At 60.5% G+C, this 12,485-nt stretch carries 12 protein-coding genes and 1 riboswitch; of the genes, 4 read left to right on the top strand and 8 right to left on the bottom strand.

Going from position 1 to position 12,485, the window contains the following annotated elements:
• Positions 1-20: 20 nt before the first annotated feature.
• The 3 genes from ACP6KB_RS25610 to ahcY form a co-directional block, all read right to left on the bottom strand.
• Positions 21-1,103 (bottom strand): hypothetical protein, encoded by a 1,083-nt coding sequence (locus tag ACP6KB_RS25610; protein WP_442110346.1) that lies wholly within the window; start codon positions 1,101-1,103, stop codon positions 21-23.
• A 104-nt stretch (positions 1,104-1,207) separates the two neighbouring features.
• Positions 1,208-2,053, bottom strand: coding sequence for a methylenetetrahydrofolate reductase [NAD(P)H] (gene metF, locus ACP6KB_RS25605; RefSeq protein WP_442110344.1), 846 nt, complete (start codon positions 2,051-2,053; stop codon positions 1,208-1,210).
• Between the two features lie 96 nt (positions 2,054-2,149).
• Entirely contained in the window at positions 2,150-3,559 is a 1,410-nt protein-coding gene (gene ahcY / locus ACP6KB_RS25600) for an adenosylhomocysteinase (protein WP_442110342.1), read from the bottom strand.
• A gap of 21 nt (positions 3,560-3,580) precedes the next feature.
• Positions 3,581-3,685: riboswitch (S-adenosyl-L-homocysteine riboswitch) on the bottom strand.
• A gap of 182 nt (positions 3,686-3,867) precedes the next feature.
• On the opposite strand from ahcY, the gene ACP6KB_RS25595 reads away from it, so the two are divergent.
• The gene (locus tag ACP6KB_RS25595) at positions 3,868-4,266 is read left to right on the top strand and encodes an acyl-CoA thioesterase (RefSeq protein ID WP_195885514.1); all 399 of its coding nucleotides are present in this window, start codon (positions 3,868-3,870) and stop codon (positions 4,264-4,266) included.
• Between the two features lie 69 nt (positions 4,267-4,335).
• On the opposite strand, the gene ACP6KB_RS25590 is transcribed toward ACP6KB_RS25595, so the two are convergent.
• On the bottom strand, positions 4,336-5,571 hold the full coding sequence (locus ACP6KB_RS25590) for a cation:proton antiporter (protein ID WP_442110340.1): 1,236 nt from the start codon (positions 5,569-5,571) through the stop codon (positions 4,336-4,338).
• 221 nt (positions 5,572-5,792) lie between these two features.
• Between ACP6KB_RS25590 and ACP6KB_RS25585 the strand changes: the two genes are divergently transcribed.
• Complete coding sequence (locus ACP6KB_RS25585; protein WP_442110338.1) at positions 5,793-6,626, top strand: EamA family transporter; 834 nt, start codon at positions 5,793-5,795, stop codon at positions 6,624-6,626.
• Between the two features lie 25 nt (positions 6,627-6,651).
• Positions 6,652-7,038, top strand: coding sequence for an MAPEG family protein (locus tag ACP6KB_RS25580; protein ID WP_442110336.1), 387 nt, complete (start codon positions 6,652-6,654; stop codon positions 7,036-7,038).
• A gap of 63 nt (positions 7,039-7,101) precedes the next feature.
• Here ACP6KB_RS25580 and mltA read toward each other — a convergent pair whose 3' ends face one another.
• The gene (gene mltA / locus ACP6KB_RS25575) at positions 7,102-8,253 is read right to left on the bottom strand and encodes a murein transglycosylase A (protein WP_442110334.1); all 1,152 of its coding nucleotides are present in this window, start codon (positions 8,251-8,253) and stop codon (positions 7,102-7,104) included.
• A 130-nt stretch (positions 8,254-8,383) separates the two neighbouring features.
• On the opposite strand from mltA, the gene ACP6KB_RS25570 reads away from it, so the two are divergent.
• Positions 8,384-8,833 carry a c-type cytochrome gene (locus ACP6KB_RS25570; RefSeq protein WP_442110332.1) on the top strand — a complete coding sequence of 150 codons (450 nt, stop codon included), beginning with the start codon at positions 8,384-8,386 and terminating at the stop codon, positions 8,831-8,833.
• Positions 8,834-8,909: 76 nt separating this feature from the next.
• On the opposite strand, the gene ACP6KB_RS25565 is transcribed toward ACP6KB_RS25570, so the two are convergent.
• The 3 genes from ACP6KB_RS25565 to metK all read right to left on the bottom strand — a co-directional run bounded on the left by ACP6KB_RS25565 (position 8,910) and on the right by metK (position 12,484).
• Positions 8,910-9,305 carry a DUF1090 domain-containing protein gene (locus ACP6KB_RS25565; protein WP_442110330.1) on the bottom strand — a complete coding sequence of 132 codons (396 nt, stop codon included), beginning with the start codon at positions 9,303-9,305 and terminating at the stop codon, positions 8,910-8,912.
• A 131-nt stretch (positions 9,306-9,436) separates the two neighbouring features.
• A complete protein-coding gene (gene ligB / locus ACP6KB_RS25560; protein WP_442110328.1) occupies positions 9,437-11,122 on the bottom strand; it encodes an NAD-dependent DNA ligase LigB in 1,686 nt (561 codons plus the stop codon).
• 171 nt (positions 11,123-11,293) lie between these two features.
• Positions 11,294-12,484 carry a methionine adenosyltransferase gene (gene metK / locus ACP6KB_RS25555; RefSeq protein WP_045182013.1) on the bottom strand — a complete coding sequence of 397 codons (1,191 nt, stop codon included), beginning with the start codon at positions 12,482-12,484 and terminating at the stop codon, positions 11,294-11,296.
• Position 12,485 lies beyond the last annotated feature (1 nt).

Below are 12,485 nucleotides of genomic sequence, written 5' to 3'. Positions count from 1 at the left end.
GTGTTGTGCAGTCCAGCTTGTCAGGCTTTGGCGCGTTTTAGCAGCGAATCACGCACGGTCGTGTGCTTGCGGCCCAGGCCCAGGCGCATGCCCGGACGGCCGAACCACTGGCGCAGAGTGTGCTCGCATAGCGGCTGCGATTGGCGGGTAGTGACGTTTTCCAACGCCTTGTCCCACCAGGTGCTGGCGCAGGCTCGATCGAACTCGTTGGGGTATTCGTAACAGCCGTACATCAGTTCACGTAGAAACTGGCGCTGTTCGCTCGGCAAGGTCAGGCTCAGCGCCTTGTAGCCCAGACGTTGCAGGGCGGGTGGCCGGGGTAGCGCGGCATTGACCAGGGCGACATCCGCGAGGGCCTGGCAGCTCAACGGCGCCTCTTGGTGCTTGGCCAGCCAGGCCTGGACTTTGGCCCTGAACAGCTGTTTGCGGCTCCAGTAGTGGTGCAGCAGATCGGTGCACTGGTTGACCTGCAGGCGGCGGTAGGCGGCAACGGCCAGGCAAAGCTCTTCAAGGGTGTAAGCGCCCTTGGCATGCGGGTAATACTCGTCCATCAGGGCAGTCGAGTGGTCGAGCAGCGGCGCATCTTCCTGCGTCAGGCCGATGACGCCCGAGTTGAGCAGGTCCATGTGCTGATCGGCCAGCCCGCGCGCCTCGAGCATGGGCGCCAGACTTTGATACAGCGGGCAATGCCTGTCGTTACCGAAGGTGGCGCCAATCGCGTTACATAACAGCGTGCCAGGCTGGATGCGTCGGAACAGCTCCATCGGCGACTGATGGAAGAAGGTGTCGGTATCGATCAGTGCAGCAACCGGTGCATCGGCCAGGACCTTGCGCAGTACGACGTGCTTACTGCGAAAGTGATAACCATAAGGTTGGTTCCAGGTTTCACGGGTAGCGTCGTCCAGTGCGTGGACGATTACCGGAAGATGTCGGTACGGTTCGGGGTTGTCGCTATAGACCTGGATGTCCAGGGTTTCTCCTGGTGTTTTGGCCAGGTTGGCAAGGGCGCTGACAATGCTGAACTGAGCTTCCTGATGGTAGGTTACAGGGCCGAAAACCAGATAAACGAGTTGCGGGCGAGGCGGGGTATGTCCTTGAGGCATGAAAGCACGAGCGTCCGTTGTCTTGTAAAGCAGAAAGGCCTTAGCGTATGCCAAGGCCTTTTGAGTATCCCGCAGCAATTGTTACGAGTTTTGTAGTGCTTCGATCAGCGTGGCAGCTTGAGGTTGTTCCAGATCGCCAGGCTCGGATCGGCCTGGTTCAGGGTGTAGAAGTGCAGCCCCGGCGCACCGCCTTGCAGCAGTTGTTCGCACATGCGGGTGATCACTTCTTCACCGAACTTCTGAATGCTGCCGACGTCATCGCCATAGGCTTCCAGTTGCTTGCGGATCCAGCGTGGAATCTCGGCGCCGCAGGCGTCGGAGAAGCGCGCCAGTTTGCTGTAGTTGGTGATCGGCATGATCCCCGGTACCACAGGAATGTTCACGCCCAGCTTCTGCACGCGCTCGACGAAGTAGAAGTAGCTGTCGGCGTTGAAGAAGTATTGGGTGATGGCGCTGTCGGCACCGGCGTTGGCCTTGCGCACGAAGTTGTTCAGATCGTCTTCGAAGTTGCGCGCCTGCGGGTGCATCTCTGGGTAGGCGGCGATTTCGATGTGGAAATGATCAGCGCTTTCCTGGCGGATGAACTCGACCAGTTCATTGGCGTAGCGCAGTTCGCCACTGGCCATGCCCATACCCGAAGGCAGGTCGCCGCGCAGGGCGACGATACGCTGGATGCCGGCAGCCTTGTACTGGGTCAGCAGGCTGCGCAGGTCTTCCTTGCTGTCGCCGACGCACGACAGGTGCGGGGCAGCAGGGATTTTCACTTCGCTTTCCAGCTGCAGCACGGTGTTCAGCGTGCGGTCGCGGGTCGAACCACCGGCACCGTAGGTGCAGGAGAAGAAATCGGGGTTGTAGCTGGCCAGCTGGCGGGCAGTGGCGAGCAGTTTTTCATGTCCAGCATCGGTCTTGGTCGGGAAGAACTCGAAGCTGTAACGACGTTCCTGGGACATAGAAGATTCTCTTCAGCGGCAAGCTACAAGCCACAAGCCTCAAGCAGAAACGGCGCGAACCGCTTGCAGCTTGAAGCTTGAAGCTACTTACTTGAATCAGTAGCGATAGGCGTGTGGCTTGAACGGCCCTTCAACAGTGACGCCGATGTAGTCGGCTTGCTGCTGAGTCAGCTGAGTCACCACGCCGCCGAAGCCGCGGACCATTTCCAGGGCCACTTCTTCGTCGAGTTTCTTCGGCAGTACTTCAACGGTCAGACGCTCAGCTTTCTGGGCTGGCGACAGGTCGGCGTACTTCTGGCCGAACAGGAAGATCTGCGCCAGTACCTGGTTGGCGAAGGAGCCATCCATGATGCGGCTTGGGTGGCCAGTGGCGTTGCCCAGGTTCACCAGACGGCCTTCAGCCAGCAGGATCAGGTAGTCGTCGTTTTGCGGGTCGAATTCGCCAGCACCGGTACGGTGGATCTTGTGTACCTGTGGTTTGACTTCTTCCCAGGCCCAGTTCTTGCGCATGAAAGCGGTGTCGATTTCATTGTCGAAGTGGCCGATGTTGCAGACCACAGCGCGCTTCTTCAGGGCTTTGAGCATGTTGGCATCGCAGACATTGACGTTGCCGGTGGTGGTCACGATCAGGTCGATCTTGCCCAGCAGTGCTTTGTCGATGCTGGCTTCGGTGCCATTGTTGATACCGTCGATGAACGGCGAAACCAGTTCGAAGCCGTCCATGCAGGCTTGCATGGCGCAGATCGGGTCAACTTCAGTGACCTTGACGATCATGCCTTCCTGGCGCAGCGATTGGGCCGAACCCTTGCCCACGTCACCGTAGCCGATGACCAGTGCTTGCTTGCCCGACAGCAGGTGGTCGGTACCGCGCTTGATGGCGTCGTTGAGGCTGTGACGGCAGCCGTACTTGTTGTCGTTCTTGCTCTTGGTGACCGAGTCGTTGACGTTGATCGCCGGGATTTTCAGCTCGCCCTTGACCAGCATGTCCAGCAGACGGTGCACGCCAGTGGTGGTTTCTTCGGTCACGCCGTGAACGCGCTCAAGCACAGCCGGGTACTTCTTGTGCAGCAGCTCGGTGAGGTCACCGCCGTCGTCGAGGATCATGTTGGCGTCCCATGGCGCGCCATCCTTGAGGATGGTTTGCTCCAGGCACCACTCGTACTCTTCTTCGGTTTCACCTTTCCAGGCAAATACCGGGATGCCAGCAGCGGCGATGGAGGCAGCGGCCTGGTCCTGAGTGGAGAAGATGTTGCAGGACGACCAGCGTACTTCGGCACCCAGGGCAACCAGGGTTTCGATCAGCACGGCAGTCTGAATGGTCATGTGGATGCAGCCGAGGATTTTTGCACCCTTGAGCGGTTGCTCTTGCAGGTACTTGCGGCGCAGGCCCATCAGTGCAGGCATTTCCGATTCGGCGATGATGGTTTCGCGACGGCCCCAGGCAGCCAGGGAGATGTCAGCGACCTTGAAATCGGTAAAACCGGCAGGCGTGTTTACAGCGCTCATGAAGAGCCTCCATTCGTAATGTGCGAATGGGCGCCGTTGTGCGTTTAGTGCCTGCAGGCAAGCCTGGCCAGGCAACGCCCCATCCGAGCCTGACAGGTTGAACCTGCTGCAGCGCCCCTCGGACAGGTGGCGGGAACGGTATCAAGTGCAGATTACCGTTTTAAAGCGATGGCGATTATAGCTGCGCCCGCGCATCAGCCCAAGGTTTTCTGTCGATTAATCGAGACCATAGTCGATGTTAAATGGAGGAGGGCGGCAGGCTCTGCCATCATTACCCACATTGATTGGCAAGATGGTCAGGAGTAGATATGAATTTTCACACCCGCAAGTGGGTCAAGCCCGAAGACCTCAACCCCAATGGCACCCTGTTCGGCGGCAGCCTGCTGCGCTGGATCGACGAAGAAGCGGCGATTTATGCCATCGTCCAGCTGGGTAATCAGCGTGTGGTGACCAAGTACATCTCGGAGATCAACTTTGTCAGCGCTTCGCGTCAGGGCGACATCATCGAGCTGGGCATTACTGCCACCGAATTCGGGCGGACTTCGATCACGCTCAAGTGTGAAGTGCGTAACAAGATCACCCGCAAGAGCATTCTGACCGTCGACCGCATGGTCTTCGTCAACCTCGGTGAAGACGGCCTGCCGGCGGCGCATGGGCGGACCGAGATCAAGTACATCAAGGATCAGTTTGATACGGCGGTAGAGTAAGAAAGCATCGCGGGGCAAGCCCGCTCCCACAGAGAACTGGTAGGAGCGGGCTTGCCCCGCGAAAGAGCCTCAAGGTTGCTCGGTAACCCCGCGCACCACCCGCCCGATCGTCAGCCCCTGCAACAGGATCGACGACAGCACCACGATGTAGGTGATGCTCAGCAGCAGGTCGCGTTCACTGCCCGCTGGCAGCGACAACGCCAGGGCCACCGACACACCGCCGCGCAAACCACCCCAGGTCAGTACCCGCACGGTGCCGCGTGGCACTGTGCGCCAGCGACGCAGCATGACGATGGCCGGGGCCACAGTCAGCAAACGCGACAGCAGGATCGCCAACGCCAGGACACAGGCCGCCGCCAGGTGCATCCACGAGAAGGGCAACAGCAGCAGTTCCAGGCCAATCAGCGCGAACAGCAGGGCATTGAGCATGTCGTCGATCAGTTCCCAGAAACCGTCGAGATAACGCCGGGTCATCTCGTTCATCGCCAGATTGCGCCCCAGGTTACCGATGATCAGCCCCGCCACCACCATCGCAATCGGTGCCGAAACGTGCAGCTCGTAGGCCATGGCCGAGCCGCCGATCACCAGGGCCAGGGTCAGCATGACTTCGACCTGATACTGCTCGATGCTTTTGATCATGCGGTAGGTCACATAGCCGATCAGGCCGCCGAATACCGCACCGCCAATCGCCTCGCGGGCGAACAACACGAGCGTCTCGCTGACGGTTGGGGTTTCGCCCAGTTGGGCAATGCCCAGCAACACGGTGAAGACCACCACCGCAGTACCGTCGTTGAACAATGACTCGCCAACAATCGTGGTTTTCAGTGGCTTTGAGGCATTGGCGGTACGCAGGGCGCCCAGCACGGCAATCGGGTCGGTCGGTGAAATCAGTGCGCCGAACAGCAAGCAGTAGAGCAGGCTGACGTGCCAGCCGAACAAGGCGAAGATCCAGTGCGCAAGAAAGCCGATGACCACGGTGGCAATCAATACTCCGAAGGTAGCCAGCAAGCCGATCGGCCAGCGATAGCTGCGCAGGTCGGCGAGGTTGACGTGCAGGGCGCCGGCAAACAGCAGGAACGACAGCATCCAGTGCATCAGCAAGTCGTTGAAGTCGATCTGGCTCATCAAGCCTTGCACGCGCTCTTCAAGGCCGGGGTAGCCGATCACGCTCAGGCCTTGCAGCAACAGGGAAAACAACAGCGCGGTGACCATCACGCCGATGGTGGGCGGCAGGCCGATGAAGCGGTAGTTCAGGTAGGTAAGAAGTGTGGTCAAACAGATAAACGCAGCAACAAGCTCAAGCATTCCGGGTCCTGTAATGGCTTTCAATGTGGCGCCCGATCCCATCGGGCAGCCTTTGGATGGTCTGCCGGGCGGGTGGGGGCACAGTTTTTTGCTGCATGCGTTGACCACACAGTGTGGAATTCGTTGCGCATCAGGCGAATCTGCGCGACGCCGCGTTGACGGAAATGCTTAGATAGCGGCTGGCCATTGATGACCCAACCTGCATAGCCAAGGACTTTCGCGTGTTAGCCACTTCCCTGGTTCTGATTGCCGCGCTCTTGCACGCAACCTGGAACACCTTGATCAAATTCAGCGGCGAGCGCCTGCTGGTCATTGCCAGCATGGATACCGTGGCATTGGTGTTTGCGTTGGTAATGGTGGCCTTCGTGCAGTTCCCGCCCGCCGAGGTGTGGCCGTGGTTGCTGGCCTCGGCATTGTTTGAGCAGTTGTATCGGTTCCTGTTGATCCAGGCTTACCGCGTCGGTGACCTGGGCTTGGTGTATCCACTGATGCGCGGGCTCTCGCCGCTGGTGGTGCTGGCCCTGACGTTGACCTTCGCGGGTGAAACCCTGAGCAGCCAGCAGATCATTGGCATTCTGCTGATTCCCTGTGGCATGGCTTGCCTGCTCTGGCAGGGCGGGGGCGGTGATCGTCTGCCGTGGTCGATGCTGCCGGTGGTGGCCTTGATCGGCTTGTGCATCGGTTGCTACACCTGGTTCGATGGCCAGGCGATCCGGCTGTGGTCGCAGCCATTGGACTATCTTGTATGGTTGACGCTGCTCAGTGCCTGGCCGTTTCCGTTGCTGGCGGGTGTCGCTCGTCGCGCACCGTTCATGCTGTTCTGGCGCTTGCAGTGGCGGCTTGGTCTGGCGGTCGGCTTATGCGTGTTGTTGAGCTATGCCCTGGTGCTCTGGGCCATGCAGTTGGGCTCGGTGGCCGAGGCGGCGGCGCTGCGTGAGGTGAGCGTGATCCTGGTGGTGCTGTTCGGTATGCGCTACCTCAAAGAACCTTTTGGCGGTCCCAGGCTCTTAGCTTGTGCCCTGGTGCTGATCGGCATGCTGATCATGAAACTCTGACGTTCCCTCTGACAAGGATTTAGCCATGACCGTTGCTCTGTGGTGTGTATTGATTGCGTTGTTCCTGCCGATTCTCTGTACCAGTATCGCCAAGCTCAGCAGCGGCCGTTTCGGTCTGCGTCAGAACCATGATCCACGGGCGTTTCTCGACAGCCTCGAAGGGTTGCCACGGCGCGCCCATGCGGCGCAGTTGAACAGTTTTGAAGCGTTCCCGGCGTTTGCGGCGGCGGTGATCATTGCCGATATCGTCGGCAATGCCGAACAAGTGACCCAGGATGTGCTGGCGGTGATGTATATCACCAGCCGCTTGCTCTACATCATTTGCTACCTGGCGGACTGGGCTGCACTGCGCTCGCTGGTGTGGTTCGTGGGTGTGGGGTTGATCGTGTCGTTTTTTGTGGTGTCAGCTTGATTTGATCGCGGGGCAAGCCCGCTCCCACAGCGACTGTAGGAGCGGGCTTGCCCCGCGATAGGTTCACAACACTTTCGGCACTTCAGGCAACGCCGCGCCTTTGGGCCACAGCAACCAGATCTGGCCCTGCTGTTTCATGTTGCCAGCCAGCTCACCCGCTTCAGCGCCGGTCCCCCAGAACAGGTCGGCACGCACTTCGCCGGTAATTGCGCCACCGGTGTCCTGAGCGGCCACTGGACGCACCACGGGGGCGCCGTCAGGGCGGGTGGTGGACAGCCACAACAGACTGCCCAGCGGAATCACTTTGCGGTCGATGGCCACGCTGTAGCCTGCGGTCAGCGGCACGTTGAGCGAGCCGCGTGGGCCTTCGTTGCTGTCCGGGCGGGTGCTGAAGAACACGTAGCTGGGGTTGCTTGCCAGCAGCTCGGGCACGCGGGCCGGGTTGGCCTGCGCCCAGGCATGGATAGCGCCCATGCTCACGTCTTCTTTTTTCAGCTGACCCTGCTCGACCAGCCAGCGGCCCACCGGGCGATAGGGGTGGCCATTCTGGTCGGCGTAACCAACGCGCAACTGGCGGCCGCTCTCCAGCTGGATCCGGCCAGAACCCTGAATCTGCAGGAACTGCAGGTCCATCGGGTCGGTCAGCCAGGCCAGCACGGGGGCTGGTACGCCTTGCTGGTTGATTACTTCGGCAGTGTCGTAAGGCTTGAGGGTGCGTCCTTCGAGGCGGCCACGCAGGCGTTTGCCCTTGAGCTCCGGGTAGACGCTGTCCAGCGCCACCACGATCATGTCGTCGGGTACGCCGTAGACCGGTACATGCGCACTGTCGGTTTGCGTCAGGCTGCCGGGGTAGACCGGTTCGTAGTAACCAGTGATCAGGCCGTTCGCGTTGTTTCCCCCCGAGCGCATGCTGTAGACGTCGAGTTGGGTCTGGAGAAAGTTGCGTACCTGGACGCTGTCGCTGGGCACCGCGGCGGCTGCCGCACAGGTGTTGGCCCAGATGGCATCACGTTTGAGACGTTCGCAGGCACTGCGCCAGGCTTCGAAACCGGCCAGCAGGTCGCTGTCGCTGACCTGCGGCAGGTCTTTCCAGGTGCTGCTGACATAAGTGGCGAGCGCGTGAGGTTTGGGCTTTTCCGGGCCACCGCCGTTGCATCCGGCGAGCAGTGCCAGTACCGAAAGCGACCATCCCAGGTGGCGCAGCGAAAATTTCATGAACGGGGTTTCCTTGGCGGTTTGCCTGGGGTGTAGCGGTCCAGGCAATCCATAGAGTTAATAAGGGTATTGGTCTTTGCGGGCGAGGCGAGGATACTGGCCGCCTTTTTTACCGTGAGCCGAAATAACCATGATGCTCAAGCGACTCTCTGTTGTTGTGCTGGCCTGCCTGACCCTGACTGCCTGCGGTGGTGTCGATCCCAACTCGCCGTTGGGCCAGCGCAAGACCCTGTTCAAACAGATGCTCAAGACCAGTGAGGACCTGGGCGGCATGCTGCGCGGGCGGCTGGCTTTTGACAGCCAGAAATTTGCCGATGGCGCCGTCAAGCTCGACAACTTGTCCCGTGAACCGTGGAAGCATTTTCCGCAGGTTCGCGAAGACGATGAAACCAGTGCGCGCCCAGAGGTCTGGGAGAAGCAGGCACGTTTTCAAGACTTGGCTCGCCAGTTGGAAGTGGCTACCGCTGAACTGGTGGCTGTTACCCGTACCCAACCGCTGAAAGCAGCGGACCTGGCCGCGCCGACCGATAAGGTTGAAGCAGCGTGCAAGGCTTGTCATACCGAATTTCGTAACCATTGAATACGTGATCGCGGGGCAAGCCCGCTCCTACAGGCTCTGTGGGAGCGGGCTTGCCCCGCGATAATCACTCAATCACTTACTGCTCAAGCTGATCCAACGCTTCCTGCAGCTCTTTCTTCGATTCCGCCAGCTTGTCTTTGCGCTTGTTGATCTTCTCGGCGTCGCCTTTTTTCATGGCCTTGTCCAGGTCCTTGGTGCGCTGAGTGACTTCGTGACGCGCTTCGAGCACTTTCTGCTCACGCTCTTTGCGCAGGCTGGCGTCGGTGCAGTTAGCCGTGACTTCGCTCAACGCCTTCTCCAGGCCAGCAACTTGATCGCTGTTGTTGTGCGCGCGTGCTTCGGTGAGCTGATTTTCGATGGCACTGCGTTTGGCAGCGCACCCGGTCAGGCCTTCGTCTGGCTGGGCAGCCTGGATCGAGGTGGCGCCAAAACCAATAACGCCAAGCAGTACCAGGTGGGAAAATAGCTTCATGTGAGCCTCCTTGTTCGGGGCGGGGCAGCAAAAGTTGGGAGAAATCCTGCCTTGATTTGCTCAATTAAGAAACCCTGTGTAGGTTTTTCAGTTGCAAAGCAGGGAAATCCTACGCTTGCTGGCGGCTGTGATTAGCCGGCGCGCTGGAAGCCTTGAATGCCATGGGCGAGCAATTGTTCAGCCAGCGATTGCACATGAGGATGAGTGAAAAAAGCCTGCAGGTGTTTAGCGCGAGTTGCGCCGATTCCCGCTTCCTGGGACCACTGATCGACGGTTCTGGTGGCCAGTGTGGGCCAGTCAGGATGCAGCGTCAGATGACGCGGCGCAGGTACGCCCAAGGCTCGCAACCATTGGGGGAACGGGCGTTCGCGAGCGCTTTGAAAGCTTCGTACGAGGGCATCGGCGCGGGCTGTGCTGATGCCCGGCAGCTCACTCAACTGGTCGCGGTTCAATGCCAGCCAGTCGGCCAGGGTGCTGACCTGACCCGCCTGCACCAGTTCACGCCAGGTCGCAGCGCCCAGCTTCGGCATGTCCAACCCCTGCTTGCTGCTCAGCCAGGTGAGCCGCGCGATGAACTGTTCTTCACAGTCCGGGCCGGCTTGCCAGCAGCTCAACGGGTGAAACCGGCCACTTGCCGGAGGGTGTACGGCAGGGCGTTCAATGCTGCGATGCACCACCTGCTCCAGGCGCGGAATGGTCAGCCCGGCGAGGCTCACTGCCACCTGGTCACCCGGGCGGATATCCAGGGTGTGCCAGCGCGCCAGTGAGCCCAGGCTGACTTGCGTGATGCGCCGGTCATCGAGGGTGAAAGGCTGTAGTTGGACAACAGGCGTGACCTTGCCGGTGCGGCCGATCCGGAAATGTACGGCACGCACTTCGGCCATGGCCTGGCGCAAGGGGTATTTCCAGGCAGCGATCCAGTACGGTGCGTTGGCCCGCCAGCGCTCAGCCGGTGGGCGGCTGTCCTGACGCAGAATCACCCCGTCAGTGGCAAAGGGCAGGGCAGTGTCATACCAGTGCTGGCGCCAACGCGCCGCTTCGGTCGGGTTGCTGATGGCCACACTGAAGCGCTGACTGTCAGCGAAGCCCAGCGCCGCCAGCCTGGCCAGGCGCTCGGCTTGAGTGTCGGGGCCTTGTGGCCAGTCCCAGACAAACAGCCCGATACCCGCACCCTTGGCTGCGCTCAATTGTTTGCGCGCCATCAGCCCGGCGATGGTCCCGCGTGCTCCCAGCCCGCCTGCACTTGACTGCACATGCGCATCGAGGCGCCAGTACAGTTCGCCCTGCAGGGTGAGGTCGAGAGGTTGTGGCAGTTGCCGGGTGATACCGCCAAGCGCGGGAATATGGTGGCTCCAGTCGTGACCCTGCACACCATCGCCGCGGCTGAGCAGTTGCACCAGTTGGCCCTGTCGGAAGACCAGTGACACGGCCACGCCATCCACCTTCGGCTGAATCCAGATGTGTTGCTTGCCCTGCATCCAGCGCGTGACTGCCTGATCATCGACCAGCTTTTCCACGCCGGTATGCACGACGGGGTGGCTGATCTGGCCGCGGGCACTGGCCAGCGGACTGGCGGTGTCAGTCAGGCCGAAGCAGCCTTGAAGGTGCTGCAAGCGCTGTCGGCTCTGGTCGTAGATGTCGTCTGCTACCAGCGAAACGCCCAGGCGATGATAGTGATCATCCCATCGGCTTACGGCTTCTTGCAGTCGAACGACTTCGTCACGCGCACGCTCGACGGGCCAGGCCGGGCACGTTTGGGCAAAGGGTGTGGGGAGGTAGAAAGCAACCGAAAGAAAAACCAGCAGCTTGTGCAACATGGCCAGCATCCTTGCTTGGCGATAGGGAATCCTTAGCCTAGGCAATGGCTGGCCGGTGCATGGATCTCAGTTGTCAGCCCATATGTCAGGCTAGTAGGAGCGGGCTTGCCCCGCGATCGCGGTGTGCCTGGCGGCAGCATCGCGGGGCAAGCTCGCTCCTACAGGGGGTGCTTACAAACCGGCAGCAGCGCGCAGGGCGTCAACGCGGTCGGTACGTTCCCAGGTGAAGGTGGTGAAGGTGTCGTCGCCGACAGTCTTCTGTTGCGGGATGCGACCGAAGTGGCCGTACGCTGCAGTTTCCTGGTACATCGGGTGCAGCAGGTCGAGCATGGTGGTGATGGCGTACGGACGCAGGTCGAAGCATTCACGTACCAGCTGGACGATCTTGTCGTCGGAGATTTTGCCGGTGCCGAAGGTGTTCAGCGAGATCGACGTCGGCTGGGCTACACCGATTGCGTAGGAAACCTGGATCTCGCAGCGCTCGGCCAGGCCGGCAGCAACGATGTTCTTGGCCACGTAACGACCGGCATAGGCGGCGGAACGGTCAACCTTGGACGGGTCTTTGCCGGAGAATGCGCCGCCACCGTGACGGGCCATGCCGCCATAGCTGTCGACGATGATCTTGCGACCGGTCAGGCCGCAGTCACCCACCGGGCCACCGATGATGAACTGGCCAGTCGGGTTGATGTGGAACTGGGTGTCTTTGTGCAGCAGTTCGGCAGGCAGGGTGTGCTTGACGATCAGCTCCATGACCGCTTCCTGCAGGTCTTTTTGCGACACTTCAGGGTTGTGCTGGGTCGACAGGACCACGGCGTCGATACCGACGACCTTGCCGCCTTCATAACGGCAGGTAACCTGCGACTTGGCATCCGGGCGCAGCCACGGCAGCAGGCCGGACTTGCGTGCTTCTGCCTGGCGCTCGACCAGACGGTGCGAGAAGCAGATCGGCGCTGGCATCAGCACGTCGGTTTCGTTGCTGGCATAGCCGAACATCAGGCCCTGGTCGCCTGCGCCCTGGTCTTCCGGCTTGCTGCGGTCAACGCCCTGGGCGATGTCTACCGACTGCTTGCCGATGATGTTCATGACCGCGCAGGTGGCGCCGTCGAAACCAACGTCGGAGCTGTTGTAGCCGATGTCGACGATGACTTTACGTACGATTTCTTCCAGGTCGACCCAGGCCGAGGTGGTGACTTCACCGGCGATGATCGCTACACCGGTCTTCACCAGGGTTTCGCAGGCAACGCGTGCGTATTTGTCCTGGGTGATGATGGCGTCCAGTACGGCGTCCGAAATCTGGTCGGCGATTTTGTCCGGATGCCCTTCAGACACGGACTCGGAGGTGAAAAGGGAGTATTCGCTCATC

It is taken from the genome of Pseudomonas sp. NUPR-001 (assembly GCF_052147955.1).
GTDB lineage: Bacteria > Pseudomonadota > Gammaproteobacteria > Pseudomonadales > Pseudomonadaceae > Aquipseudomonas.
Note: the sequence above shows the minus strand (reverse complement) of the source record. Positions and strands in the feature narration are given on the sequence as shown.

Excerpts from the sequence above, each read along its gene's own strand:
- ACP6KB_RS25610 (WP_442110346.1), bottom strand. The coding sequence starts at position 1,103 with ATGCCTCAAGGACATACCCCGCCTCGCCCGCAACTCGTTTATCTGGTT.
- metF (WP_442110344.1), bottom strand. The coding sequence starts at position 2,053 with ATGTCCCAGGAACGTCGTTACAGCTTCGAGTTCTTCCCGACCAAGACC.
- ahcY (WP_442110342.1), bottom strand. The coding sequence starts at position 3,559 with ATGAGCGCTGTAAACACGCCTGCCGGTTTTACCGATTTCAAGGTCGCT.
- ACP6KB_RS25595 (WP_195885514.1), top strand. The coding sequence starts at position 3,868 with ATGAATTTTCACACCCGCAAGTGGGTCAAGCCCGAAGACCTCAACCCC.
- ACP6KB_RS25590 (WP_442110340.1), bottom strand. The coding sequence starts at position 5,571 with ATGCTTGAGCTTGTTGCTGCGTTTATCTGTTTGACCACACTTCTTACC.
- ACP6KB_RS25580 (WP_442110336.1), top strand. The coding sequence starts at position 6,652 with ATGACCGTTGCTCTGTGGTGTGTATTGATTGCGTTGTTCCTGCCGATT.
- mltA (WP_442110334.1), bottom strand. The coding sequence starts at position 8,253 with ATGAAATTTTCGCTGCGCCACCTGGGATGGTCGCTTTCGGTACTGGCA.
- ACP6KB_RS25570 (WP_442110332.1), top strand. The coding sequence starts at position 8,384 with ATGATGCTCAAGCGACTCTCTGTTGTTGTGCTGGCCTGCCTGACCCTG.
- ACP6KB_RS25565 (WP_442110330.1), bottom strand. The coding sequence starts at position 9,305 with ATGAAGCTATTTTCCCACCTGGTACTGCTTGGCGTTATTGGTTTTGGC.
- ligB (WP_442110328.1), bottom strand. The coding sequence starts at position 11,122 with ATGTTGCACAAGCTGCTGGTTTTTCTTTCGGTTGCTTTCTACCTCCCC.
- metK (WP_045182013.1), bottom strand. The coding sequence starts at position 12,484 with ATGAGCGAATACTCCCTTTTCACCTCCGAGTCCGTGTCTGAAGGGCAT.